Here is a 24,960-nt window from a genome sequence, read left to right as displayed (position 1 = left end):
TAAGGTAACAACAGGAGATGACGTATGACCGATTCCAACGCTGCCGACGACGACTGGCTGATCGACGAAGACGAGGACGAGCTTCCAGCCAGCGGTCTCGGTGCGCCGGACCAGCGCTTGTGGCGGGTGTTGATCGTCGACGACGACGTCGACGTCCACGCCGTCACGCGGCTGGCGCTGCGCAACGTCAGCTTCAAGGGGCGCGAGCTGGAGCTGTTCTCGGCCTACAGCGGGCGCGAGGCCTTCGACATCCTGCGCGACACGCCCGACATCGCGCTGGTGCTGCTGGACGTGGTGATGGAAACCGACGACGCCGGCCTGCTGCTGGCGCGCCGCATCCGCGAGGAGCTCCACAATTCCATCGTGCGCGTGGTGCTGCGCACCGGCCAGCCGGGCCAGGCGCCCGAGCAGCGCGTCATCATCGAATACGACATCAACGACTACAAGGCCAAGACCGAGCTGACCACGCAAAAGCTGTTCACCACGGTGATCTCGGCGCTGCGCGCCTACGAGAGCCTGAACATGCTGGAGCGCAGCCGGGTCGGGCTGGGCAAGATCCTGGCCGGCGCCACCAATCTGTACCAGATCCATTCGCTGCGCGAGTTCGCCTCCGGCGTGCTGAACCAGGTGAGCGCTATCCTCGACGTCGGCTCGGACGGCGTGCTGTGCCTGATGCAGGGCGACACCGGCGTCACCACCGTGGTGGCGGCCACCGGCAACTACGCCGCGCTCAACGAGTCGGAGCTGATGCCGACCACGCACCCGCTGTGGCCGACCATCGTCAAGGCCTTCCACGAAAAGAAATCGCAGTTCGAGCATCCGGCCAATGTGCTGTTCATCCACACCCAGGAAAACCGCGAGGTGGCGATTTCGGTGACGCCGCCGTGGCCGCTGGCGCAGATCCAGCGCGACCTGCTGGAGGTGTTCTGCCAGCGCATCGCGGCCGCGTTCGACAACCTGTACATGTTCGGCCAGCTGCGCAAGGCGCAGGAGGCCACGGTGGTGGCGCTGGCCGACCTGGCCGAGTTCCGCGACAGCGGCACCGGCGGCCACGTGCGCCGCGTGCAGCTGCTGTCGACCACGCTGGCGCAGCGGCTGGAAGAGCGCGGCGCCTATCCGGACGAGGTGACGCCGCAGCTGCTGGAGATGATCGGCCTGGCGTCGATCCTGCACGACGTCGGCAAGGTGGCGACGCCGGACCACATCCTGCTCAAGCCCGGCCTCCACACGCCGGAGGAGCGCGCCGAGATGCAGCAGCACGCGGCGGTGGGGCGGACCATTCTGGAGCGCGCGGCCAACATGGTCGATGGCGTGAGCTACCTGACCTATGGCGCGCAGATCGCCGGCGGCCATCATGAGCATTGGGATGGCAATGGTTATCCGAACCAGCTCAAGGAGCGCGAGATTCCGATCGCGGCGCGCATCGTGGCGGTGATCGACGTGTTCGACTCGCTGCTGCACGAGCGGCCGTACAAGGAGCCGTGGCCGCACACCGAGGCGGTGAGCTACATCAAGGAGCGCGCCGGCAAGCAGTTCGATCCGGAGGTGGTGGCGGCCTTGCTGGACATGATCGAGCGCGACCCGTCGATCGGGCACACCCCCGACTAGACCCGCGTCCACACCCGCCACTAGACCCGCGTCCACACCCGCGTCATTCCGGCGAAAGCCGGAATCCATGCTGAGCTGGCGTTCTATGGATTCCGGCTTTCGCCGGAATGACGGCTAGGCGGCGGCGGTGATGGCGCTGCGCACCATGGCTTCGAATTGCGCCACCGGCATCGGCCGCGCGAACAGATAGCCTTGTCCCTCGTCGCATTGCTTGGAGCGCAGGAAGTCGCGCTGCGCCTGGGTTTCCACCCCTTCCGCGATCACCTCCAGCCCCAGCGAGTGGGCCAGCCCGATGGTGGCCGCCACGATCACCGCATCGTCCGGATCGCTCTCGATATCCTTCACGAAACCACGGTCGATCTTGATGCGGTCGATCTCGAACAGCTTCAGGTAACTCAGCGAGGAATAGCCGGTGCCGAAGTCGTCGATCGCCACCTTGATGCCGCGCGAACGCAATTCGATCAGCAGCGCGCGGCTGCGCTCGGGGTCCTGCATGGCGGCCGACTCGGTGATCTCCAGCTCCAGCAGCGCCGGATCGATGCCATGGCTGTGCAGCATGCGGTCCAGGTGCGGCAGCAGGCCGGGGCCGTGGCACTGGCGCGCCGACAGGTTCACCGCCAGCCGCAAATGCGCCAGCTCCGGCGTGCGCCAGGAGTGCAGCAGGCCGCAGGCGCGCTGCAGCACCCAGTCGCCCAGCGGCAGGATCAGCCCGGACTCCTCGGCGATCGGGATGAAGCGGTCCGGCCCCACCATGCCCAGCTCCGGATGGTGCCAGCGCAGCAGCGCCTCGGCGCCGATGATGCGCTGCGTGGCCAGCTCCACCTGCGGCTGCAGGTAGAGCTCGAACTCGTTCTGCTCGAGCGCCTGCCACAGGCGGTTTTCCAGCATCAGGCGCTCGTGGGTGGCGGTGTTCATGGCTTCCGAGAAGAACTGGAAGTTGCCGCGCCCCTGGCTCTTGGCGGCGTACATGGCGGTGTCGGCGTGGCGCATCAGGGTGCCGGCGTCCTCGCCGTCGTTGGGGAACATGGCCACGCCCACGCTGGCGCCGCTGTGCACGGTCTTGCCCTGCAGGTGATAGGGCGCGCTCAGCGCGTCGACGATGCGCACGGCGATGTTGGAGGCGTCGTCCGGCGTCACCGCGCCATCGGTCACCACGATGAATTCATCGCCGCCCAGGCGCGCGATGGTGTCCACCTCGCGCAGCAGTTCCTGCAGGCGCTGGGCCACCGCCACCAGCAGCAGGTCGCCGGTGGCGTGGCCGTGGGTGTCGTTGATTTTCTTGAAGTGGTCGAGGTCGATGAACAGCACGGCCGCGTGGCCGCCGCCGCGGCGGGTCTGCGCCAGCAACTGCTCCAGGCGCAGGTTGAGCGACAGGCGGTTGGCCAGCCCGGTCAGGGTGTCGTGGTGCGCCAGGCGGTGGATGCGTTCCTGCGCCAGGTGCTGCTCGGTCAGGTCGTGCAGGATGGCGACGAACAGGTGCTCGTCCGGCAGCTCGACTTCCGACACCGACATCGCCAGCGGGAATTCGGTGCCGTCGCTGCGCCAGCCGGGGATCTCGTACTCGTGGGTGACGCCGCAGGCGATCATGCGCAGCAGGCCGGCCGCGTCCAGCCCGGCCGCCTCGCCGACGCCGACCGGGAGCAGTCTTTCCAGCGGCAACGCGCTCATTTTTTCGGGCGCGTAGCCGAACAGGCGGCCGGCGGCGGCGTTGGCCGACATCAGCGTGCCGTTGCTGTCGATGGTGAGGATGGCGTCGGCTGCCTTGTTGAGGATGGCCTGCAGGCGCGCCTCGCGCTGGCGCAGGCGCGAGGTGGAATCCTTCACCTCGGCCTGGATGCGGGCGCGCTCGCCGCTGATCAGCATCATCAGCGTGCCCAGCAGGCCGGTCAGCAGCAGGCCGCAGGTCAGCACGGTCCAGCTCTGCCAGCCGCGCTGCTGTTGCAGGTAGGCCGGGGTCGGCGCCAGCGTCAGCTCGTAGATGCGGCCGCCGAAATGCAGCTGGCGCTGGAAGTCGCCCGGCTGCGGCGGCCGGCGCAGCGTGTCGCGCACCACGCGGCGCTGGTCGTCGTCGGTGTCCTCGAAGCGCAGCAGGAAGTGCGGGAATTCGGTGCGCTTGAGCGCCTGGTCGAGATAGGCCTCGAACTGCATGGCGATCAGCAGCGCGCCCACCGCCTGGCGGTGGTTGTTGGTCGGGTGCACGGTCTGCAGCAGCAGCAGGCCGCTGCCGGGCAGGGTGCGCGCGAACTGCAGCGGCGCGGTGGCGGTCGGCTGGCCGGACTGGATGGCGCGCTCCAGCGCGTCGCGGCGGCGCTGCTCGGACAGGAAGTCGAGCCCGACGTAGTCGCGCGCCTCGGTCGGCTCGACGAAGGTGACCGCGAAGTAGCGCGCGCGCTGGCCGGCCGCGCGCAGCTGGCCGCCCGGCTCGACGCGCTCGCGGATGGCGTAGCCGGGCGCGACCTGCTGGCGCGCCCAGGTCTCGAAGGCGGCGCGCTCGCCGCCGGCCACCGGCATCAGCCAGCCCATGGACAGCAGCTCGGGGCGCTGGTCGAGGTAGCCGTGCGCGAGGTTGCCGAAGTCGTCGGCCGAGATCGAGCGGCGCGGGTCGTTGAGCGCCTTGGCCATGGCGTAGATGAAGCGTTCGTGCTCGCTGAACTGGGCCTGCAGCAGGTCGCCGGTCTGCTGCGCCTTGAGGCGGAAGGTCTGCAGCTGCTGGCTGCTTTCCCAGCGGTCGGCCTGCAGGTAGATGGCGATGAAGGCGGCCGCCGACAGCACCAGCGGCAGGCCCACCAGCGTGCGGCGGCGCGCCCACAGGGTGCGCGGGCGGCCGATCACGATCCAGCTCAGCGGTGCGGCCAGCAGGATGCCGATGGTGTCGCCCATCCACCACGCCAGCCAGTCGTTGGCCAGCGTCTCGCGCTGCAGGATGCCCAGCAGCAGCATGCCGGACAGCGACACCGTGCTCGACACCACCGTCACGCAGGCCGCCAGCAGGATGAAGCGCACCACGTCGCGGCCGGAGCCGATGGCCTGGTCGATGTAGCGGTTGAACAGGGTGCTGCCGACCCAGGCCTGCAGCGCCGCGCCTGCGGCCGGGGCGCAGGCCCCGGCCAGCGCCAGGCCGGTGAGGCCGTCATGGCTGAGGAAGGGCATCACCAGGTTGACCGCCAGCGAGCCCAGCGCCACGGCCGGCAGCAGGCGGGCGCCGCCCACCACGCAGGCGGCCAGCGCGATGCCGGCGGGCAGGAAGATGGGGGAGGCGTAGCCCGGCGGCAGGGCCAGCAGCAGACCCAGGCGGCCGGCGACGAAATACACGGCCCACAGGGCCAGATTGGCGAGCAGGAGGGTTTGCCAGCGACCGCTTCGATTGTTCAAACGCAGGGCTCCAAAAGTCCGGTGGGTGCGGACGATTGTATAGGAAAACATGCAACGTAAAAACAACACTTGCACTTTTGCAGTTGGTGCGTTTAAAATCTCGCCCCGAAGCAGACGAACTGTCAACGCCGCATCGACAAGATGAAAAAGATGTTGACAGCTCAGAAAAATTGCTTCATACTCTGCGGTTCCTCGCGGAGGGGTGGCCGAGTGGTTAAAGGCGACGGACTGTAAATCCGTTCTCTATGAGTACGCTGGTTCGAATCCAGCCCCCTCCACCAAGTTTTTGCAAGAAGACTGAGTGGCGCAGTAGATGAATTGAATTGAACCAATACCTCGCGGGTGTAGCTCAATGGTAGAGCTGAAGCCTTCCAAGCTTATGACGAGGGTTCGATTCCCTTCACCCGCTCCAGTGTTGTTGCAATTCAGATGCGCAAGCATCGACAGGCAGTAAAGCGCAGTACCAATAAGCCCTTGTAGCTCAGTGGTAGAGCACTCCCTTGGTAAGGGAGAGGCCACGTGTTCAATCCACGTCAAGGGCACCAGAATACGCAATACGGCAGTACGGCAGCACTATCAAAGACAGTTGGGCAGGGTTCCCTGCCAATCACACCAAATCGTTAGGAGTCTAAAATGGCAAAAGAGAAATTCGAGCGGACCAAGCCGCACGTTAACGTCGGCACCATCGGCCACGTCGACCACGGCAAGACCACCCTGACCGCTGCGATCGCAACCGTTCTGTCGAAAAAATTCGGCGGCGAAGCTAAAGCTTACGACCAGATCGACGCTGCTCCAGAAGAAAAAGCACGCGGCATCACCATCAACACCGCCCACGTCGAGTACGAAACCGCCGGCCGTCACTACGCTCACGTTGACTGCCCAGGCCACGCCGACTACATCAAGAACATGATCACCGGTGCCGCGCAGATGGACGGCGCGATCCTGGTGTGCTCGGCCGCTGACGGCCCAATGCCACAGACCCGCGAGCACATCCTGCTGGCGCGTCAGGTTGGCGTTCCTTACATCATCGTGTTCCTGAACAAGTGCGACCTGGTGGACGACGCCGAGCTGCTGGAACTGGTGGAAATGGAAGTGCGCGAGCTGCTGTCGAAATACGAGTTCCCAGGCGACGACCTGCCGATCGTCAAAGGTTCGGCCCGTATGGCGCTGGACGGCGACACCGGCCCGCTGGGCGAACAGGCCATCATGCAACTGGCCGAAGCCCTGGATTCGTACATCCCGACCCCAGAGCGCGCAGTTGACGGCACCTTCCTGATGCCAGTGGAAGACGTGTTCTCGATCTCGGGCCGCGGCACCGTGGTGACCGGTCGTGTTGAGCGCGGCATCATCAAGGTCGGCGAAGAGATCGAAATCGTGGGCATCACCGACACCGTGAAAACCACCTGCACCGGCGTGGAAATGTTCCGCAAGCTGCTGGACCAGGGTCAAGCCGGCGACAACGTTGGTCTGCTGCTGCGCGGCACCAAGCGTGAAGACGTTCAGCGTGGTCAGGTTCTGGCCAAGCCAGGTTCGATCAAGCCGCACAACCACTTCACCGGCGAGATCTACGTTCTGTCGAAAGATGAAGGCGGCCGTCACACCCCGTTCTTTAACAACTATCGTCCACAGTTCTACTTCCGTACCACCGACGTGACCGGTTCGATCGAACTGCCAGCGGACAAAGAAATGGTTATGCCAGGCGACAACGTGTCGATCACCGTCAAGCTGATCAACCCGATCGCGATGGAAGAAGGTCTGCGTTTCGCTATCCGTGAGGGTGGCCGTACCGTGGGCGCAGGCGTGGTCGCCAAGATCATCGCCTAATAGGAAGTAAGATTGCCACCCGGGTGTCCGGGTGGTATAATCCGACTCCTTTGTAGTTTTGAGGTTTATGTAGGGGCGTAGCTCAATTGGCAGAGCGTCGGTCTCCAAAACCGAAGGTTGGGGGTTCGAGGCCCTCCGCCCCTGCCACCGAATCTGGTGCAGGGCACCGAAAGTAAATATAAATGTCTAATCAATCCGTGCAGACCGTCAGCACGTCGAATGACAAGATTAAGGTTGTAGCGGCAATCGTCGTGGCAATCGCAGGCGTGATAGGGTTTTACTACCTGTCGGACAAACCAGCTCTGGTACGCGCAGGCGCACTTGTGGCTGGTTTGGCTTTTGCCGTTTTGATCTTGTGGACTTCGTCGACTGGCCGTGATTTCCTGAATTTCGCCAAAGAGGCCGTTCGCGAGACGAAAAAGGTCGTGTGGCCTACCCGTCGCGAAGCCATGCAGATCACCGGCATCGTGTTTGCCTTTGTGCTGGTGATGGCGGTGTTCCTGTGGGGCACGGATAAGACCTTGGAATTCCTGTTATACGACATCCTTCTGGGTATACGAAAATAATGAGCGAAAATGTGCAAGACGACGCTCAGGGCGCGGTCCCTGAGCAAGACGCTGGCGCAGCGCCAATCAGCGTACCGGTGAGCAACAAGCGCTGGTACGTTGTACATGCGTATTCCGGCATGGAGAAGAGCGTGCAGCGCGCGCTGACCGAGCGCGTCGAGCGTGCCGGCATGCAAGACCAGTTTGGCCAGATCCTGGTGCCGACCGAAGAAGTGGTCGAAGTGCGCAATGGCCAGAAGTCGGTCACCGAACGTCGTTTCTTCCCTGGCTACGTGCTGGTCGAGATGGAAATGACCGACGAGACCTGGCACCTGGTGAAAAACACCAGCAAGGTGACCGGTTTCATCGGCGGCAAGTCGAACAAGCCGACCCCGATTCCGGCGCGCGAGATCGACAAGATCATGCAGCAGATGCAGGAAGGCGTCGAGAAGCCACGGCCTAAGGTGCTGTACGAGGTGGGCGAGCAAGTCCGCATCAAGGACGGTCCGTTCACCGACTTCAACGGCAATGTCGAGGAAGTCAACTACGAGAAATCGAAAGTGCGCGTCTCGGTCACCATTTTTGGCCGCGCAACGCCAGTCGAGCTCGAATTCGGCCAGGTCGAAAAAGTATAAACAACCGTTCGCCAGAACGGGCGACGGTGTCAAAACCCTAGTTAATCTGGCACAAGAGGAGCCCCGCCCTGCATTTTTCGCATGGTGGGGCGCTACTACTCATATCCAAGACAGGAGCCATCATGGCAAAGAAAATCATTGGTTTTATCAAGCTGCAAGTGCCAGCTGGTAAAGCAAACCCATCCCCACCGATCGGCCCGGCACTGGGTCAGCGCGGTCTGAACATCATGGAATTCTGCAAAGCGTTCAACGCGCAGACCCAAGGTATGGAACCAGGCATGCCGATCCCTGTGGTGATCACCGCCTTCGCGGACAAGTCGTTCACCTTCGTGATGAAGACCCCGCCAGCGACCTTCCTGATCAAGAAGCACTCGGGCGTGCAAAAAGGTTCGAGCAAGCCGCATACCGACAAGGTAGGCAAGCTGACCCGCGCGCAAGCTGAAGAAATCGCTAAACTGAAAACCCCTGACCTGACCGCTGCCGACCTGGATGCTGCCGTACGCACCATCGCTGGTTCCGCACGTTCGATGGGCATCACCGTGGAAGGTCTGTAATCATGGCAAAACTGTCCAAACGCGCACAAGCCATCAAGGCCAAAGTTGACACCACCAAGAACTACTCGTTCGACAGCGCCGTCGCGCTGATCAAGGAACTGGCCACCGCCAAGTTCAACGAATCGATCGACGTGTCGGTACAGCTGGGCGTGGATCCTAAGAAATCGGACCAGGTTGTTCGTGGTTCCGTGGTTCTGCCAGCCGGCACCGGTAAAACCGTTCGCGTGGCCGTGTTCGCTTCGGGCGACAAGGCCGAAGCCGCCAAAGCGGCCGGCGCCGACGTGGTCGGTATGGAAGACCTGGCCGAGCGCGTCAAAGCTGGCGACATGCCTTTCGACATCGTCATCGCTTCGCCAGACACCATGCGTATCGTTGGTACCCTGGGTCAGATCCTGGGCCCGCGCGGCCTGATGCCTAACCCGAAAGTCGGCACCGTGACCCCTGACGTCGCCACCGCCGTGAAAAACGCCAAAGCCGGTCAGGTTCAGTACCGTACCGACAAAGCCGGTATCATCCACGCGACCATCGGCCGCAAGTCGTTCTCGGACGCCGACCTGAAGACCAACCTGAACGCGCTGATCGACGCCCTGAACAAGGCTAAACCAGCTTCGTCCAAAGGCGTGTACCTGCGTAAAGTGTCGATCTCGTCGACCATGGGCGCTGGCGTCCGTGTCGACCAGGCGACCCTGGCAGCTTAAGTTTCAAGTATCAAGTCGCTGGGCTGAACCGCCCGGCGCAGTTCTTTGGGATGGTTGCCGCGCAAGCGGCGGCCGCAATCAAAGACCGTTGGGCCAAGTGCATCTGGTAGGCATGAGGTTAATTGAATGTCTCACCCAACGCAGATGGTGTTCCCGATCAAGTTTTGCAGTCCATTGGACTCCTAACCTCGGACGCCGTTGTTCGAACCGATGGCCGGCACTCAAGCTGGTCATTATTTAAGGAGATTGACCGTGGGTCTCAATCTGAATGACAAAAAGGCCGTTGTTGCCGAAGTTTCCGCAAAAGTAGCAACTGCGCAAACTATCGTCGTGGCCGAGTATCGTGGCATCCAGGTTGCTCACTTGACGCAACTCCGTGCCAAAGCGCGCGCTCAAGGCGTGTACCTGCGAGTGTTGAAAAACACCCTCGCTCGTCGCTCCGTTGAAGGCACGCAGTTCGCCCCGCTGGCAGATGCCATGACCGGTCCGCTGATCTACTCGATCTCGGACGACGCCGTTGCTGCAGCTAAAGTCATCGCTGACTTCGCTAAAACCAACGACAAGCTGGTCATCACCGCCGGTAACTACGCAGGCAAGCAGCTGGATAAAGCTGGTGTTGCCGCGTTGGCGAGCATTCCTAGCCGTGAAGTCCTCATCTCGCAGCTGTTGGGCGTTATGCTGGCTCCGGTGTCGGGCTTTGCACGTGGTCTGGCTGCTCTGGCAGCGAAAAAATCCGAAGGCGCTCCTGCGGAAGCAGAAGCTCCAGCCGCTTAATTGCCGGCCGGTTTTTTTCTCAAGTAGCATTCTGAATTAACGAATCAAAAAATTATTGGAGTTTCAAATGGCAATTAGCAAAGAAGACATCCTGAACGCAGTGAGCGAAATGTCCGTGATGGACCTGAACGAACTGGTGAAGGCATTCGAAGAGAAGTTCGGCGTTTCGGCTGCTGCAATGGCCGCTCCAGCTGCTGGCGGCGCCGCTGCCGGTGCTGCCGCCGCTGAAGAACAGACCGAGTTCAACCTGGTTCTGTCGGAAGTTGGCGCAAACAAAGTTGGCGTGATTAAAGCCGTTCGCGAAATCACCGGTCTGGGCCTGAAAGAAGCCAAAGACCTGGTTGACGGCGCACCGAAGACCGTGAAAGAAGCCCTGTCGAAAGCTGACGCTGAAGCCGCTAAGAAGAAGCTGGAAGAAGCTGGCGCCAAGGCCGACCTGAAGTAATTCGTTGTACCGGCCGCTAACAGCTCATAGTTAGCGCCACGAGCCAAAGCTGCGGAAGTTTCCCCTTGAAAGAGGGGAAACTTTCGGCTTTGGCTCCTTTGTCGTCTGTGTCGTATTTGTAGCGTTGTATTGACGTTGCAGTCCCAATTGAATCAGCTGGAAATGGTAGAAGTTTCAGGTTTCGTCTGTGTGACAGACAGCCTACGCCACACAGGCTAAACCTGAAATTTTTTCCCTTTCTGTCACTCACGGAGTGTCCATGCACTACTCATTTACTGAGAAGAAACGCATTCGCAAATCATTCGCGAAGCGCGCCAACGTTCACAACGTTCCGTTCCTGCTGGCTACCCAGCTCGAGTCCTACCACAGCTTCCTGCAAGAAGACGTTGCCCCGTCCGCGCGCAAGAACGATGGCCTGCAGTCGGCCTTCACCTCGATTTTCCCCATCGTTTCGCACAATGGTTTTGCGCGTCTCGAATTCCTGTCGTACGTGCTGGGCGACCCCGCCTTTGACGTCAAGGAATGCCAACTGCGTGGCCTGACCTTCGCGTCGCCGCTGCGCGCCAAGGTGCGCCTGGTGATCCTGGACAAGGAATCGCCGACCAAGCCGGTCGTCAAAGAAATGAAGGAACAGGAAGTCTACATGGGCGAGCTGCCCCTGATGACCTCCACCGGTTCGTTCGTCATCAACGGTACCGAGCGCGTGATCGTTTCGCAGCTGCACCGTTCCCCCGGCGTGTTCTTCGAGCACGACCGCGGCAAGACCCACTCGTCCGGCAAGCTGCTGTTCTCGGCCCGCATCATTCCTTACCGCGGCTCGTGGCTGGACTTCGAGTTTGACCCGAAAGACATCCTGTACTTCCGCGTCGACCGCCGCCGCAAGATGCCGGTGTCGATCCTGCTGAAGGCGATCGGCATGACGCCAGAGCAGATCCTGGCCAACTTCTTCGTATTCGACAACTTCCACCTGCGCTCGGAAGGCGCGGAGATGGAATTCGTGGCCGAACGCCTGCGCGGCGAAGTCGCGCGCTTCGACATCGTCGATCCGAAGACCGGCAAGACCATCGTCATGAAGGACAAGCGTATCAATGCCAAGCATGTACGCGACATTGACGCCGCCGGCCTGAAACACATCTCGGTACCGGAAGACTACCTGGTGGGCCGCGTGCTGGCCAAGAACATCGTCGACGCCGACACCGGCGAGGTGATCGCCAACGCCAACGATGAGCTGACCGAAGAGGTACTGGGCCGCCTGCGCGAAGCCAACGTGACCGACATCCAGACCCTGTACACCAACGATCTGGACCAGGGCGCCTACATCTCGCAGACCCTGCGCATCGACGACACCGCCGACCAGACCGCCGCCCGCATCGCCATCTACCGCATGATGCGTCCTGGCGAACCGCCAACCGAGGAGTCGGTGGAAGCCCTGTTCAACGGCCTGTTCTACAGCGCCGACCGTTACGACCTGTCGGCCGTGGGCCGCATGAAGTTCAACCGCCGCATCGGCCGCGATGAACTGACCGGCGCCATGACGCTGTCGAACGAAGACGTGCTGGCCGTGATCAAGATCCTAGTCGAGCTGCGCAATGGCCGCGGCGAGGTCGACGATATCGACCACCTGGGCAACCGCCGCGTGCGTTGCGTGGGCGAGCTGGCCGAGAACCAGTTCCGCGCCGGCCTGGTGCGTGTTGAGCGCGCCGTCAAGGAGCGTCTGGGTCAGGCCGAGGCCGACAACCTGATGCCGCACGACCTGATCAACTCCAAGCCGATCTCGGCCGCCATCCGCGAGTTCTTCGGTTCGTCGCAGCTGTCGCAGTTCATGGACCAGACCAACCCACTGTCGGAAATCACCCACAAGCGCCGCGTCTCGGCCCTGGGCCCTGGCGGTCTGACCCGCGAGCGCGCCGGCTTCGAGGTGCGCGACGTGCACCCGACCCACTACGGCCGCGTGTGCCCGATCGAAACGCCTGAAGGCCCGAACATCGGCCTGATCAACTCGCTGGCGCTGTACGCCCGCCTGAACGAATACGGCTTCCTGGAAACCCCGTACCGCAAGGTCGAGAACTCCAAGGTCACCGACCAGATCGACTACCTGTCGGCGATCGAAGAAGGCCGCTACATCATCGCCCAGGCGAATGCCAAGGTGAACGACGAAGGCCAGCTGGTCGACGAACTGGTGTCGTCGCGTGAAGCCGGCGAAACCATCCTGGTGTCGCCGGAGCGCGTGCAGTACATGGACGTGGCGCCAGGCCAGATCGTGTCGGTGGCAGCCTCGCTGATTCCATTCCTGGAACACGATGACGCGAACCGTGCACTGATGGGCGCCAACATGCAGCGTCAGGCCGTGCCTTGCCTGCGTCCTGAAAAGGCGCTGGTCGGCACCGGCATCGAGCGCACCGTGGCGGTCGACTCCGGCACCACCGTGCAGGCGGTCCGCGGCGGTATCGTGGACTACATCGATGCGGGCCGCGTGGTGATCCGCGTGAACGACGACGAAGCGCAAGCGGGCGAAGTCGGCGTGGACATCTACAACCTGATCAAGTACACCCGTTCCAACCAGAACACCAACATCAACCAGCGTCCTATCGTCAAGCGCGGCGACCGCGTGGCCCGTGGCGACGTGATCGCCGACGGCGCATCGACCGACCTGGGCGAGCTGGCGCTGGGCCAGAACATGACCGTGGCCTTCATGCCATGGAATGGTCTGAACTTCGAAGACTCGATCCTGATCTCGGAAAACGTGGTCAAGGACGACCGCTACACCTCGATCCACATCGAAGAGCTGTCGGTGGTTGCGCGTGACACCAAGCTGGGCGCGGAAGAAATCACCCGCGACATCTCGAACCTGGCCGAGAACCAGCTGGCGCGCCTGGACGAATCGGGCATCGTGTACATCGGCGCCGAAGTGCAGGCCGGCGACACCCTGGTCGGTAAAGTGACGCCGAAGGGCGAAACCCAGCTGACCCCGGAAGAGAAGCTGCTGCGCGCCATCTTCGGTGAAAAAGCGTCGGACGTGAAAGACACCTCGCTGCGCGTGCCTTCGGGCATGGTCGGCACCGTGATCGATGTCCAGGTGTTCACCCGCGAAGGCATCGTGCGCGACAAGCGCGCCCAGCAGATCATCGACGATGAACTGAAGCGCTTCCGCCTGGACCTGAACGACCAGATGCGTATCGTCGAAGGCGACGCCTTCCAGCGTCTGGAGAAGATGCTGATCGGCCAGACCGTCAACGGCGGTCCGAAGAAGCTGGCGAAAGGCGCCAAGATCACCAAGGAATACCTGGACGATCTGGACAAGTACCACTGGTTCGACATCCGCCCTGCGGACGACGCCGCCGCCACCGCGCTGGAAGCGATCAAGGAATCGATCAACGAGAAGCGCCACCAGTTCGACCTGGCCTTCGAAGAGAAGCGCAAGAAGCTGACCCAGGGCGACGAGCTGCAACCTGGCGTGCAGAAGATGGTCAAGGTTTACCTGGCCGTGAAACGCCGCCTGCAGTCGGGCGACAAGATGGCGGGCCGCCACGGCAACAAGGGTGTGGTCTCGCGTATCGTGCCGGTGGAAGACATGCCATACATGGCGGACGGTACCCCGGCCGACGTGGTGCTGAACCCGCTGGGTGTTCCGTCCCGTATGAACGTGGGTCAGATCCTGGAAACCCACCTGGGCTGGGCGGCGAAGGGCCTGGGCATCCGTATCGGCGAGATGCTGCAGCAGCAGATCAAAGTGGAAGAGATGCGCAAGTATCTGACCACCGTCTACAACGAAACCGGCCGTCCGGAAGATCTGGACCAGTTCGACGACGAAGAGATCATGAAGCTGGCGCACAACCTGAAGCGTGGTGTGCCGTTCGCGACGCCGGTGTTTGACGGTGCGCATGAGGAAGAAATCCGCCGCATGCTGGACCTGGCTTACCCGGACGAGATCGCCAACCACCTGGGCATGACGCCGTCGAAGAATCAGGTCACGATGTACGACGGCCGCACCGGCGAAGCGTTCGAGCGCAAGGTCACCGTGGGCGTGATGCACATGCTGAAACTGCACCACCTGGTCGACGACAAGATGCACGCGCGTTCGACCGGTCCATACTCGCTGGTGACGCAGCAGCCGCTGGGTGGTAAAGCCCAGTTCGGCGGCCAGCGCTTCGGTGAGATGGAGGTGTGGGCACTGGAAGCGTACGGCGCCTCGTACGTGCTGCAAGAGATGCTGACCGTGAAGTCCGACGACGTGAATGGCCGTACCAAAGTGTACGAAAACCTCGTCAAGGGCGATCACGTGATCGATGCCGGCATGCCGGAATCGTTCAACGTGCTGGTGAAAGAGATCCGTTCCCTGGGTATCGATATCGACCTGGAACGCAACTAAGACATCAGCCGCTGTCGTTCCGGCGAAAGCCGGAACCCATGCTGATTTTGAGCGAACGTGATGCGCGCTCAGCATGGGTCCCGGCGTGCGCCGGGACGACGACATTGAATTTAATCACTACCTGGAGTGATACATGAAAGCCCTGCTCGATCTATTCAAGCAAGTACAGACGAACGAGACCTTTGACGCGATCAAGATCGGTCTCGCCTCGCCTGAAAAAATCCGCTCGTGGTCCTACGGCGAAGTCAAAAAGCCGGAAACCATCAACTACCGCACCTTCAAGCCTGAGCGCGACGGTCTGTTCTGCGCCAAGATCTTTGGCCCGATCAAGGACTACGAGTGCCTGTGCGGCAAGTACAAGCGCCTGAAACACCGCGGCGTGATCTGCGAAAAATGCGGCGTGGAAGTCACGCTGGCCAAGGTGCGCCGCGAGCGCATGGGCCACATCGAACTGGCTTCGCCGACCGCCCACATCTGGTTCCTGAAATCGCTGCCGTCGCGTCTGGGCATGGTGCTCGACATGACCCTGCGCGATATCGAACGCGTGCTGTACTTCGAGGCGTACGTCGTGACCGATCCAGGCATGACCCCGCTGAAGAAATGCCAGATCATGTCGGAAGACGACTACGCCGCCAAGTACGAAGAGTACGGCGACGACTTCACCGCCTTCATGGGCGCTGAAGGTATCCGCGAACTGCTGCGCTCGATCGACATCCACCGCGATGCCGAGACCCTGCGCGTGGAACTGAAGGAATCGAAGTCCGAAGCCAAGATCAAGAAATACGCCAAGCGTCTGAAAGTGCTGGAAGCGTTCCAGCGTTCGGGCATCAAGCCTGAGTGGATGATCATGGAAGTGCTGCCGGTGCTGCCGCCGGAACTGCGTCCACTGGTGCCGCTGGACGGCGGCCGTTTCGCGACCTCGGACCTGAACGACCTGTATCGCCGCGTCATCAACCGTAACAACCGTCTGAAACGCCTGATGGAGCTGCGCGCTCCAGAGATCATCACGCGCAACGAAAAGCGCATGCTGCAGGAAGCGGTGGACTCGCTGCTGGACAACGGCCGTCGCGGCAAAGCGATGACCGGCGCCAACAAGCGTCCGCTGAAATCGCTGGCTGAGATGATCAAAGGTAAGGGCGGCCGCTTCCGTCAGAACTTGCTGGGCAAGCGCGTCGACTACTCGGGCCGTTCGGTCATCGTGGTGGGTCCGCAGCTGAAACTGCACCAGTGCGGTCTGCCGAAGCTGATGGCGCTGGAACTGTTCAAGCCATTCATCTTCAACAAGCTGGAACTGATGGGTCTGGCCACGACCATCAAGGCAGCGAAGAAGCTGGTCGAAATCCAGGAGCCTGTCGTTTGGGACATCCTGGAAGACGTGATCCGCGAACACCCGATCATGCTGAACCGTGCACCAACCCTGCACCGTCTGGGTATCCAGGCGTTCGAGCCAGTCCTGATCGAAGGCAAAGCGATCCAGCTGCACCCACTGGTCTGCGCGGCATTCAATGCTGACTTCGACGGTGACCAGATGGCGGTCCACGTTCCGCTGTCGATCGAAGCACAGATGGAAGCCCGCACCCTGATGCTGGCTTCGAACAACATCCTGTTCCCGTCGAACGGCGAACCATCGATCGTTCCTTCGCAGGATATCGTGCTGGGTCTGTACTACGCGACCCGCGAAGCGATCAATGCGAAAAACGAAGGCATGCTGTTCCCTGACGTGTCGGAAGTCATCCGTGCCTACGACAACAAGGAAGTGGAACTGACCACCCGTATCACCGTACGTATCGTTGAGCATCCAAAAGATCCAGCGACGGGCGAGTTCGTTCGCACCGTGACCCGTTACGAGACCACGGTTGGCCGCGCCATCCTGTCGGAAATCCTGCCGAAAGGCCTGCCTTTCTCGGTGCTGAACCGCGCCCTGAAGAAGAAAGAGATTTCCAAGCTGATCAACACTTCGTTCCGCAAGTGCGGCCTGCGCGCCACCGTGGTGTTCGCCGACCAGCTGATGCAGTCGGGCTTCCGCCTGGCGACCCGCGCCGGTATCTCGATCTGCGTGGACGACATGCTGGTGCCGCCTCAGAAGAAAACCCTGATCTCGACCGCCGAATCGGAAGTCAAGCAGATCGAGCAGCAGTACGCCTCCGGTCTGGTGACCGCCGGCGAACGCTACAACAAGGTGGTGGACATCTGGGGCAAGACCTCCGACGAAGTCGGCAAGGCCATGATGGACCAGCTGAAAGTGGAAGACGTCATCAAGCGTGACGGCACCAAGTCGACCCAGGAATCGTTCAACGCGATTTACATGATGGCCGACTCGGGCGCGCGTGGCTCGGCCGCGCAGATCCGCCAGCTGGCCGGTATGCGTGGTCTGATGGCGAAACCGGACGGTTCGATTATCGAAACCCCGATTACCGCGAACTTCCGCGAAGGCCTGAACGTTCTGCAGTACTTCATCTCGACCCACGGCGCTCGTAAAGGTCTGGCGGATACGGCACTGAAGACCGCGAACTCGGGTTACCTGACCCGCCGCCTGGTCGACGTGACCCAGGATCTGGTGGTGATCGAGGACGATTGCGGCACCGCCAACGGCACCGTCATGAAGGCGATGGTCGAGGGTGGTGAAGTGATCGAAGCCCTGCGCGACCGTATTCTGGGCCGCGTGGCGGGCACCGACGTCATCAATCCTGAAACCCAGGAAACCCTGTACGAAGCCGGCACCCTGCTGGACGAAGACATGGTGGAAGAGATCGAGCGCTTGGGCATCGACGAGGTGAAAGTACGCACCCCGCTGACCTGCGACACCCGCTACGGCCTGTGCGCCAAGTGCTACGGCCGCGACCTGGGCCGCGGCCTGCTGGTCAACGCCGGCGAAGCGGTGGGTGTGGTAGCGGCGCAGTCGATCGGCGAGCCGGGTACCCAGCTGACCATGCGTACCTTCCACATCGGTGGTGCGGCATCGCGCGCGGCGGTGGCGTCGTCGGTGGAAGCCAAGTCGAACGGCACCATCCGCTTCACCTCGACCATGCGTTATGTGACCAACGGCAAGGGCGCGCAGATCGTCATCTCGCGTTCGGGCGAAGTGCTGATCACCGACGACCACGGCCGTGAGCGCGAGCGCCACAAAGTGCCGTACGGCGCGACCCTGATCGTCAAGGATGGCCTGACTGTCAAAGCCGGCACCGCCCTGGCGACCTGGGATCCGCTGACCCGTCCGATCATTACCGAGTACGCCGGTACGGTGCGCTTCGAGAACGTCGAGGAAGGCGTGACCGTAGCCCGTCAGGTGGACGAGGTGACCGGTCTGTCGACCCTGGTGGTGATCGACGCGAAACGTCGCGGTTCGCTGACCAAGACCATGCGTCCGCAGGTGAAACTGCTGAACGAAGATGGCCACGAAGTGAAGATCGCCGGCACCGAACACGCCGTGGCGATCGGCTTCCAGGTTGGCGCGCTGATCATGGTGAAAGATGGCCAGCAAGTGTCCGTGGGTGAGGTTCTGGCGCGTATCCCGACCGAATCGCAGAAAACCCGTGACATTACCGGTGGTCTGCCACGCGTTGCCGAACTGTTCGAGGCACGTTCGCCGAAAGACGCGGGCATGCTGGCGGAAGTCACCGGTACCGTTGCCTTCGGTAAGGAAACCAAGGGCAAGCAGCGTCTGGAAATCACCGACATGGACGGCAACAAGCACGAGTTCCTGATTACCAAGGACAAGCAAGTGCTGGTGCACGACGGCCAGGTGGTGAACAAGGGCGAGATGATCGTGGACGGCCCGGCCGATCCGCAAGACATCCTGCGTCTGCTGGGTATCGAAGCGCTGGCGCGCTACATCGTTGACGAAGTGCAGGACGTGTACCGTCTGCAGGGTGTGAAGATCAACGACAAGCACATCGAGGTGATCGTTCGCCAGATGCTGCGTCGTGTTCAGATCGTCAATGCCGGCGACACCAACTACATCGTTGGCGAGCAGGTGGAACGTTCGGAGATGCTGGAAGAGAACGACCGCGTCACCGCGGAAGGCAAACTGCCAGCCACCTACGAAAACGTGCTGCTGGGTATTACCAAGGCATCGCTGTCGACCGACTCGTTCATCTCGGCCGCATCGTTCCAGGAAACCACCCGCGTGCTGACCGAAGCGGCGATCATGGGCAAACGCGACGGTCTGCGTGGCCTGAAGGAAAACGTGATCGTTGGCCGCCTGATCCCAGGCGGTACCGGTTTGGCCTTCCACCGCGCCCGCAAGGAGAAAGAGCAGTGGGAAGTGGAAGAGCGTCAAGCGCTGCTGGCGGCTGAAAAAGCCGCCATGGCCGGCGCCGACGTGGAAGCCACCGAAACGGCTCCGCACGACGGCGAAGCGTAAGCTTCAACACCTCGTAAAACGGCACCTTCGGGTGCCGTTTTTTTTTCAGGGCCCGTTTATTGCGGCTTTTTTCTTGCCGCCCACACTTCCGGATGCGCGTCGACAAAGGCGGTCAGGCCGGCTGCGATGGTGCGGTCGTCGGCCACCGAGGGGTGCCAGTGGCAGCCGCCGAAGGTCAGTCCATTGACCGGCATGAAGTGCACGCGCTCTTCGCCGGCCGCTTTGAGTTTCGCCACCACCTTGCCGACCTCGGCCTGGATTTCGCCGTTGGCGCCGTCCGTGGCCCACAGGACGAAGTAGGCGTCCGGATTCCTGGCGCGCAGCGAACGCACGAAATCGACATAGCTGGCCACATAATCGGCTTGCAGCGCCGCTCTGGTCTGCCATTTTTCCCCGGGGTTGAGCGGTGTGGAGAAATCGTTGGTGCCCAGCGCAATGACAATCAGCTGGGGCCACCAATTGGACGAGTTATCCCGGTCGGCCTTATTGAACAGGATATAGGGATAAGCGGCGGGGAGGGTATCGGCGGCAAAGCCATTGTAATTGCGTACCACGCCGCGTCCGGAAATAGCCTCGATACGATAATCGGCGCCATAATGCCGCGCGGTGACCGCGCCAAATCCCTGCGAGGTGTCGGTGGTGGCCCAAACCTGTTGCTCGGTGCAGTCGCGCGAGGCCGAGGTATTGCCGTAACTTACAGTGTGCGAATCACCGATAAACTCGATCTGGCGCGCGCGTTGCGACAGGGGTAATACCTTGCCGCTATTACCCAGTGCGAAGCCGCCGAATATATTGGGGCCGGCCTGGCTTTCTGAAACGGCTTCCACGCGTATGGTATGGGCCGCATTATCCAAGCCATCGACCAGATACCAGCCGGCGGCCGGCTTAACCAGCCTGGCTTTTTCAACGGAATCGACCAGCACGCGCAATATGACATCGCCCGCGCCGACGTTGAAATATACCTGTCGCCCTTCAAACGCGGCGTCGAAATAAACCCCGGGCCATTGGTATTGATAGCCCTTGGCGGCGTCCTTCAGCACGCGGCCAACCGTCGATGCCGGCAGCGCGGTCAGGTTGGCGGGAGCGTTGCTTATTGCGGCGACGCGGGTTTCTTCCGCCATCGCGGAACTTGCTATCAATGCGCCGATCAGCGCGGTCATCATACGTTTCCTCATACTTCCTATCCTCCGTTGGTGTGCGATGATGTTATCACCGTGCATCGGGGATGGGTGGGGCCGCGCATGACTGATAGCTAAACATGGTGTGAAACATGCCAGCCGGCAGTGTGTTCATGCTAAGATTTGGCTCATGATCGCCCAAGCCCTCTTCACTCCCGCCCAGCAGAAACTGCTGGGCTTGCTGTTTGTACGTGTCAATCAAGGATTCCACTTGAATGAGATCATGCGCCTGACCGGACTGGGTAGCGCATCGGCGCAACGCGAGCTGAAGCGGCTGCACGAGTCGGGCGTGATCGTGTCTGAGCGGATCGGCAATGTGCGCCGCTTCAAGCCCAACAAGGATTGCATCGTGTTCGGGGAATTGAGCGGCCTGGTGAAGAAAACCTTCGGCCTGGTCAGCGTGTTGAATTCGGCGCTGGCGCCGCTGCAGCATGTGTTGAATGTGGCCTTCGTGTATGGCGCCACCGCCAAGGAACAAGAGGGCATGGATACGGCGGTGGAATTGCTGCTGATCGGGGATAACACCAGCTACGGTGAGTTATTATCCCGCCTGCCGGTGGCGGAGCGTTTATTGCGCCGTAAAATCAATCCCAATCTTTATTCGATTCCCGATTTTAAACGCCGCCTGCGCGAACAGCAGCCGTTTATTCTCGAAGTTTTACGCGGTCAAAAGATTTATGTATTGGGCGATGAAACCGATCTGGAAAAGGTCAGCGGCGAGGACTTTAATCAGCTGGCAGGCTGATTAAAAAACAGGTATATCGCCCGGCTTTCGATTCGCATTGAATCTTGCCGCCAAACGCGGTAATCACTTTCTGGCAAAACGCCAATCCCATTCCGGTGCCGCCGGTGCTATAAAACGGCTCGAATACGTGCGGCAAAACATCGTCGGGAATACCCGGGCCGGTATCCATCACCATTAACTGGCGGCCCGCCAGCATAATCTCCACCTCGCCGCGACCCGCCGATTTAATCGCGTGCAGCGCGTTCTTGAACAGGTTATACAGCACGTACACCAGCAGCACGTCGGAACCGAAGAAGGTGAAATCCTCGTTGCCGCGCACCTTCACCTTATCCCGCATCGAGCTTTCAAACGGATAGCTGGCCAGCGCCTCGTCCACGCATTTCTTGATCGAGTGGTTGGCGAAGTCGGTGCGCGCCAGCGCCCCCGAGCGCGCCGAGGCCAGCATCATGTCGACGATGAAGTTGGAGCGGCTGATCTCGGTTTCGATGTGCTGATGCAGTTGATGCAAGTATTGCAACTGCGCGGCGGACAGCGTCGGCGTGATGAGGCGCTGCTCGACCGCCCGCTGGTAGCCGGTCAGCAAGTCCGGCAGGCAGCGGCTGAGGACGCGCGACTGGTTGCGGATCGTCGCCAGCGGCGTGCGCATTTCGTGGGCGATGGTGGCCGCCACCTCCAGCGGATCGGCCAGCAGCTTGTAGCGCACCATCGCCTGGGCGATCAGGCCGAGGCTGGTGGCGACAAACAGCACGCCCGGCGGGTAGAAGGCCACGCCGTAGTTGCACAGGTAATCCACCGAGGCGAAGAAGTAGATCAGCAGGCTGACCAGGCAGTAGCGCAGCCGCGTGCGCTCGATGGACACCGCCATGCGCTGGCGCCGGTACAGCAGCCACAGCCCGCGCCCGGCCACCAGCGCGGTTTGCACCAGGTGCAGCGGGTGGAGCGGCCCGGCCTTGGGGTAAAAACCGAAGAAATAGCGGTACAGGCCGGCCACCAGCCAGTCGCTGGTCAGCAGCAACACGCCCAGCAGCCCGGCCACGGCGTACGACAAGGCCACCCAGCGGCCCTCGCCTTGTTGCGCCGTCAATTCGGCGATGAAATGGTAGAGCGTGGTCGGCAGGAACAGGATCAGCAGATAGCCCAGCTTGGCCAGCGACAAGGCCGCGCGCTCGTCATGCATCTGGAACAGGATGGCCCAGGTGAATTGCCAGCAGAAGGTGGTGCCGCACAGCAGGAAAAAGGTCAGGCTGATGCGGCTCACTCCGCGCGAGCGCAGCACGTAGCCGCCGTAGCACAGGAAGAGCAGGGAGACCACCGCGGGCAAGAGGGAGTGCATGGGGCTGTCCGGACGAGTTGGCAGGTCCGGCCAGTATTGCGCGGGCTGAAGGAGCTCGCTTGTTTATCGCAACGGCCTTTGCGCCAGATCAAACATCTTTCAGTGGTTCGCCCTTTTAGTGGTCCTGCCCGGCTGTCGGGCACCCAACTTTCAGGAGAATCCCATGCTGATGCAAGTCACCACCCAGACCTTTGTCCACTCCCTGACCATTTACCTCAAGGATTCCAATGCCTACGGCAACACCTACTTCGCGCGTTACTTCGAATGGCAGGGCATTTGCCGCGAAAAGTGGTTCTTCGAGTGCATATCGCGCGACATGTTGCAGGCGGAGGGCGTGTTCATCACCAAGCACGCGGAGCAGGATTATTTGCGGGAGACTTTCCCGTTCCAGGAAGTTTCGTGCGAGTTGAACGCTTATGACGTCAGGAAGTGCTCGTTTTGGCTGGAGTTCCGCTTTTATGCGGATGGCAAGCCGGTCTCGGTCGGACGCCAGCAGATCGTGTTTGCCAACCACGCCAAGCAGATCACGGCGCTGCCCGCCGCCGTCATAGAGCGGGTCAAACAATACGCCCTGACCCGCTAACACGTCGTCCCCGCGCAGGCGGGGACCCATACTGAGCATGGGTTCCCGCCTGCGCGGGAACGACGTTATTGCTGGCTGGCGATCCAATGATCGACTTTTTGCTCCAGCAGGGCCAGCGGCACGGTGCCGTCGCCCAGCACCACCGCATGGAAGGCCGGCAGGCTGAACTTGTCGCCCAGCGCCTGCTCGGCGCGCTTGCGCAGTTCCTGGATCTTCAGCGAACCGACCTTGTAGCCCAGCGCCTGGCCTGGCCACGCCATGTAGCGCTCGGTCTCGGTCTTGGCCACCACGTCGTAGCCCAGCGTGTCCTTCATGTACTGGATGCTTTGCTCGCGGGTCCAGCCCTTGGCGTGCATGCCGGTGTCCACCACCAGGCGCACGGCGCGCAGCATCTCGTCGTTGAGGTGGCCGAAGTACTGGGCCGGATCGTCAAACAAGCCCATTTCCTTGCCCAGCGTTTCGGCGTACAGCGCCCAGCCCTCGGTGAAGGCGTTGTTGCCGCCGAACTTGCGGAAGTTCGGCAAGTTCAACTCCTGCGTCAGGGCGATGTGGAAGTGGTGGCCCGGCTTGCCTTCGTGCAGGAACAGGGTGGTCATGCCGGTGCTGCCATATTTGGTCGGATCGTTGACCACCGACCAGAACACGCCCGGACGTGAACCATCGGCGGCCGGCGCGGTGTAGTGGTCGGACGCGGTGGCGCGGCTCAGTTCCGGTTCCAGGCGCAGGTCCAGCTTGGCCTTTGGCAGCAGGGTGAACATTTGCGGCAGCTTGGTGTCGAGCACGTCGCTGAGCTTGTGGTAGACGGCCTGCACCTCATCCTCGGTCTTGAACGGGTAGAACTTGGCTTGCGCCGCCACCCACACCGGCAGGCCGGCGGCCGGCCCGGTGTAGCCCAGCTTCGGGCCGAGCTTTTCAAATTCGGACTGGATGCGCGCCACTTCCTTCAGGCCGATGGCGTGGATTTCGTCGGGTTTAAGCGAGGTTGTGGTGGCGTTGGCGACACGGGCCTGATACCAGGCGGCGCCGTCCGGCAGCGCGCCCAGGCCGGTCGAGGTGCGGCAGGCCGGGATGTATTCTTTTTCGAGGAAGCTGGACAGGCGCGCCAGCGCCGGCATCACCTTGTCGTTGATGGTCTGGCGGTAGGCGGCGGTCAGGCGCTGCTTGTCGGCGTCGGAGAAGCCGGCCGGCAGCTTGGTGATCGGCGTGTAATAAATGCTGGCTTCCGGCGTCGCGCTCACCAGTTTCTGGAACTGCGGCAGCGCCGAGATCATGATGGCCCTGGGCTGGGTCACGCCGCGCTTGATGCCGGCGCGCATATTGGCGATGGCCTGGTCGATCCACGCCGGCATCTGCGCCACGCGGCTCAGGTAGGCTTCGTATTCCTTGACGGTGCCGATCGGTTGCGAGGCTTCGCCGCCGGCGTAATTGGCCAGCGTCACCGGGATGCTGTCCATCTGGTTGATCGGCAGCAGGTGCTCGGGGAAGCGCTCCATGGCGATCAGGCCGTTGAGCTCGTATTGCAGGATGTCGTAGTTGATGCGGTCGGCCGCGGTCAGCTGCTCGCGCGAGATGGCTTTCAGGCGCAGCGCGAACTGGCGGTACAGCTTGAATTGCGCGGCGCGTTTGGCCGGCGCGATGCTCAGGCCCAGCTGGTCGTCGAAGCGGTTGTCCCCATTTTCGGTGGCGCCGATCGGCTCGAAGCGGGCGACCGCGTCATAGTACTGGTCGGCGATGTTCAGCAAGGCCTTGTGGGCCGCCGCGGCGACTTCTGCGCTCACCTTGGCGGCCGGCGCGGCGGTAACGGCGCCGACGGGGGCGAAGGCCAGCGCGATAGCGGCGGCCAGCGGAGCGAGGAGGGTGCGATACGTCATATTGTCTTCCCTGAAGTAAAAACTGCCCGATAGCATAAGCCATCGGGCAGTCGCCGCGGAGAC

General features: G+C 61.9%; 16 protein-coding genes and 4 tRNA genes. 16 read left to right on the top strand and 4 right to left on the bottom strand.

Features of this window, described 5'->3' with window-relative positions; genetic code table 11:
• The first annotated feature begins 24 nt into the window (after nucleotides 1-24).
• The gene (locus FHW83_RS08965; RefSeq protein WP_176645987.1) at nucleotides 25-1,608 is read left to right on the top strand and encodes a DUF3369 domain-containing protein; all 1,584 of its coding nucleotides are present in this window, start codon (nucleotides 25-27) and stop codon (nucleotides 1,606-1,608) included.
• A 114-nt stretch (nucleotides 1,609-1,722) separates the two neighbouring features.
• Here the strand turns inward: FHW83_RS08965 and FHW83_RS08960 are convergent, their stop codons facing one another.
• Entirely contained in the window at nucleotides 1,723-4,980 is a 3,258-nt protein-coding gene (locus FHW83_RS08960) for an EAL domain-containing protein (protein WP_176645986.1), read from the bottom strand.
• Nucleotides 4,981-5,176: 196 nt separating this feature from the next.
• Here FHW83_RS08960 and FHW83_RS08955 point away from each other — a divergent pair.
• The 13 genes from FHW83_RS08955 (at nucleotide 5,177) to rpoC (ending at nucleotide 19,187) form a co-directional block, all read left to right on the top strand.
• A tRNA-Tyr gene (locus FHW83_RS08955) sits at nucleotides 5,177-5,261 on the top strand.
• A 57-nt stretch (nucleotides 5,262-5,318) separates the two neighbouring features.
• A tRNA-Gly gene (locus tag FHW83_RS08950) sits at nucleotides 5,319-5,392 on the top strand.
• A 58-nt stretch (nucleotides 5,393-5,450) separates the two neighbouring features.
• A tRNA-Thr gene (locus FHW83_RS08945) sits at nucleotides 5,451-5,525 on the top strand.
• A gap of 88 nt (nucleotides 5,526-5,613) precedes the next feature.
• A complete protein-coding gene (tuf, locus tag FHW83_RS08940) occupies nucleotides 5,614-6,804 on the top strand; it encodes an elongation factor Tu (protein WP_176645921.1) in 1,191 nt (396 codons plus the stop codon).
• A gap of 71 nt (nucleotides 6,805-6,875) precedes the next feature.
• Nucleotides 6,876-6,951, top strand: a tRNA-Trp gene (locus FHW83_RS08935).
• A 35-nt stretch (nucleotides 6,952-6,986) separates the two neighbouring features.
• Nucleotides 6,987-7,370, top strand: a complete 384-nt coding sequence (gene secE / locus FHW83_RS08930) for a preprotein translocase subunit SecE (protein WP_176645985.1) — start codon at nucleotides 6,987-6,989, stop codon at nucleotides 7,368-7,370.
• A complete protein-coding gene (gene nusG, locus FHW83_RS08925; RefSeq protein ID WP_092281524.1) occupies nucleotides 7,370-7,984 on the top strand; it encodes a transcription termination/antitermination protein NusG in 615 nt (204 codons plus the stop codon). Before secE ends, nusG begins: the two co-directional genes overlap by 1 nt.
• A 122-nt stretch (nucleotides 7,985-8,106) precedes the next feature.
• Nucleotides 8,107-8,538 carry a 50S ribosomal protein L11 gene (gene rplK, locus FHW83_RS08920; protein WP_176645984.1) on the top strand — a complete coding sequence of 144 codons (432 nt, stop codon included), beginning with the start codon at nucleotides 8,107-8,109 and terminating at the stop codon, nucleotides 8,536-8,538.
• 2 nt (nucleotides 8,539-8,540) lie between these two features.
• Nucleotides 8,541-9,236 carry a 50S ribosomal protein L1 gene (rplA, locus tag FHW83_RS08915; RefSeq protein ID WP_176645983.1) on the top strand — a complete coding sequence of 232 codons (696 nt, stop codon included), beginning with the start codon at nucleotides 8,541-8,543 and terminating at the stop codon, nucleotides 9,234-9,236.
• Between the two features lie 252 nt (nucleotides 9,237-9,488).
• Nucleotides 9,489-10,010, top strand: a complete 522-nt coding sequence (gene rplJ / locus FHW83_RS08910) for a 50S ribosomal protein L10 (RefSeq protein WP_176645982.1) — start codon at nucleotides 9,489-9,491, stop codon at nucleotides 10,008-10,010.
• A gap of 67 nt (nucleotides 10,011-10,077) precedes the next feature.
• Nucleotides 10,078-10,455, top strand: a complete 378-nt coding sequence (rplL, locus tag FHW83_RS08905; protein ID WP_176645981.1) for a 50S ribosomal protein L7/L12 — start codon at nucleotides 10,078-10,080, stop codon at nucleotides 10,453-10,455.
• Between the two features lie 259 nt (nucleotides 10,456-10,714).
• Entirely contained in the window at nucleotides 10,715-14,824 is a 4,110-nt protein-coding gene (gene rpoB / locus FHW83_RS08900; RefSeq protein ID WP_176645980.1) for a DNA-directed RNA polymerase subunit beta, read from the top strand.
• 133 nt (nucleotides 14,825-14,957) lie between these two features.
• The gene (gene rpoC / locus FHW83_RS08895; protein WP_176645979.1) at nucleotides 14,958-19,187 is read left to right on the top strand and encodes a DNA-directed RNA polymerase subunit beta'; all 4,230 of its coding nucleotides are present in this window, start codon (nucleotides 14,958-14,960) and stop codon (nucleotides 19,185-19,187) included.
• Nucleotides 19,188-19,243: 56 nt separating this feature from the next.
• On the opposite strand, the gene FHW83_RS08890 is transcribed toward rpoC, so the two are convergent.
• Complete coding sequence (locus FHW83_RS08890) at nucleotides 19,244-20,350, bottom strand: SGNH/GDSL hydrolase family protein (protein WP_218106213.1); 1,107 nt, start codon at nucleotides 20,348-20,350, stop codon at nucleotides 19,244-19,246.
• A gap of 145 nt (nucleotides 20,351-20,495) precedes the next feature.
• Here FHW83_RS08890 and FHW83_RS08885 point away from each other — a divergent pair, with 145 nt between their 5' ends.
• Nucleotides 20,496-21,110, top strand: a complete 615-nt coding sequence (locus FHW83_RS08885) for an ArsR family transcriptional regulator (protein WP_176645978.1) — start codon at nucleotides 20,496-20,498, stop codon at nucleotides 21,108-21,110.
• On the opposite strand, the gene FHW83_RS08880 is transcribed toward FHW83_RS08885, so the two are convergent.
• Nucleotides 21,091-22,443: a sensor histidine kinase gene (locus tag FHW83_RS08880; protein WP_176645977.1), complete on the bottom strand. Its 1,353-nt coding sequence runs from the start codon at nucleotides 22,441-22,443 to the stop codon at nucleotides 21,091-21,093. The two genes, FHW83_RS08885 and FHW83_RS08880, sit on opposite strands and share 20 nt — an antisense overlap.
• Nucleotides 22,444-22,606: 163 nt before the next feature.
• Between FHW83_RS08880 and FHW83_RS08875 the strand changes: the two genes are divergently transcribed.
• Nucleotides 22,607-23,026, top strand: a complete 420-nt coding sequence (locus FHW83_RS08875; protein ID WP_176645976.1) for a thioesterase family protein — start codon at nucleotides 22,607-22,609, stop codon at nucleotides 23,024-23,026.
• 65 nt (nucleotides 23,027-23,091) lie between these two features.
• Here the strand turns inward: FHW83_RS08875 and FHW83_RS08870 are convergent, their stop codons facing one another.
• A complete protein-coding gene (locus tag FHW83_RS08870; protein ID WP_176645975.1) occupies nucleotides 23,092-24,897 on the bottom strand; it encodes a DUF885 family protein in 1,806 nt (601 codons plus the stop codon).
• Nucleotides 24,898-24,960 lie beyond the last annotated feature (63 nt).

Source organism: Duganella sp. SG902 (genome assembly GCF_013376005.1).
Classification (GTDB): Bacteria; Pseudomonadota; Gammaproteobacteria; order Burkholderiales; family Burkholderiaceae_D; genus Rugamonas.
Note: the sequence above shows the minus strand (reverse complement) of the source record. Positions and strands in the feature narration are given on the sequence as shown.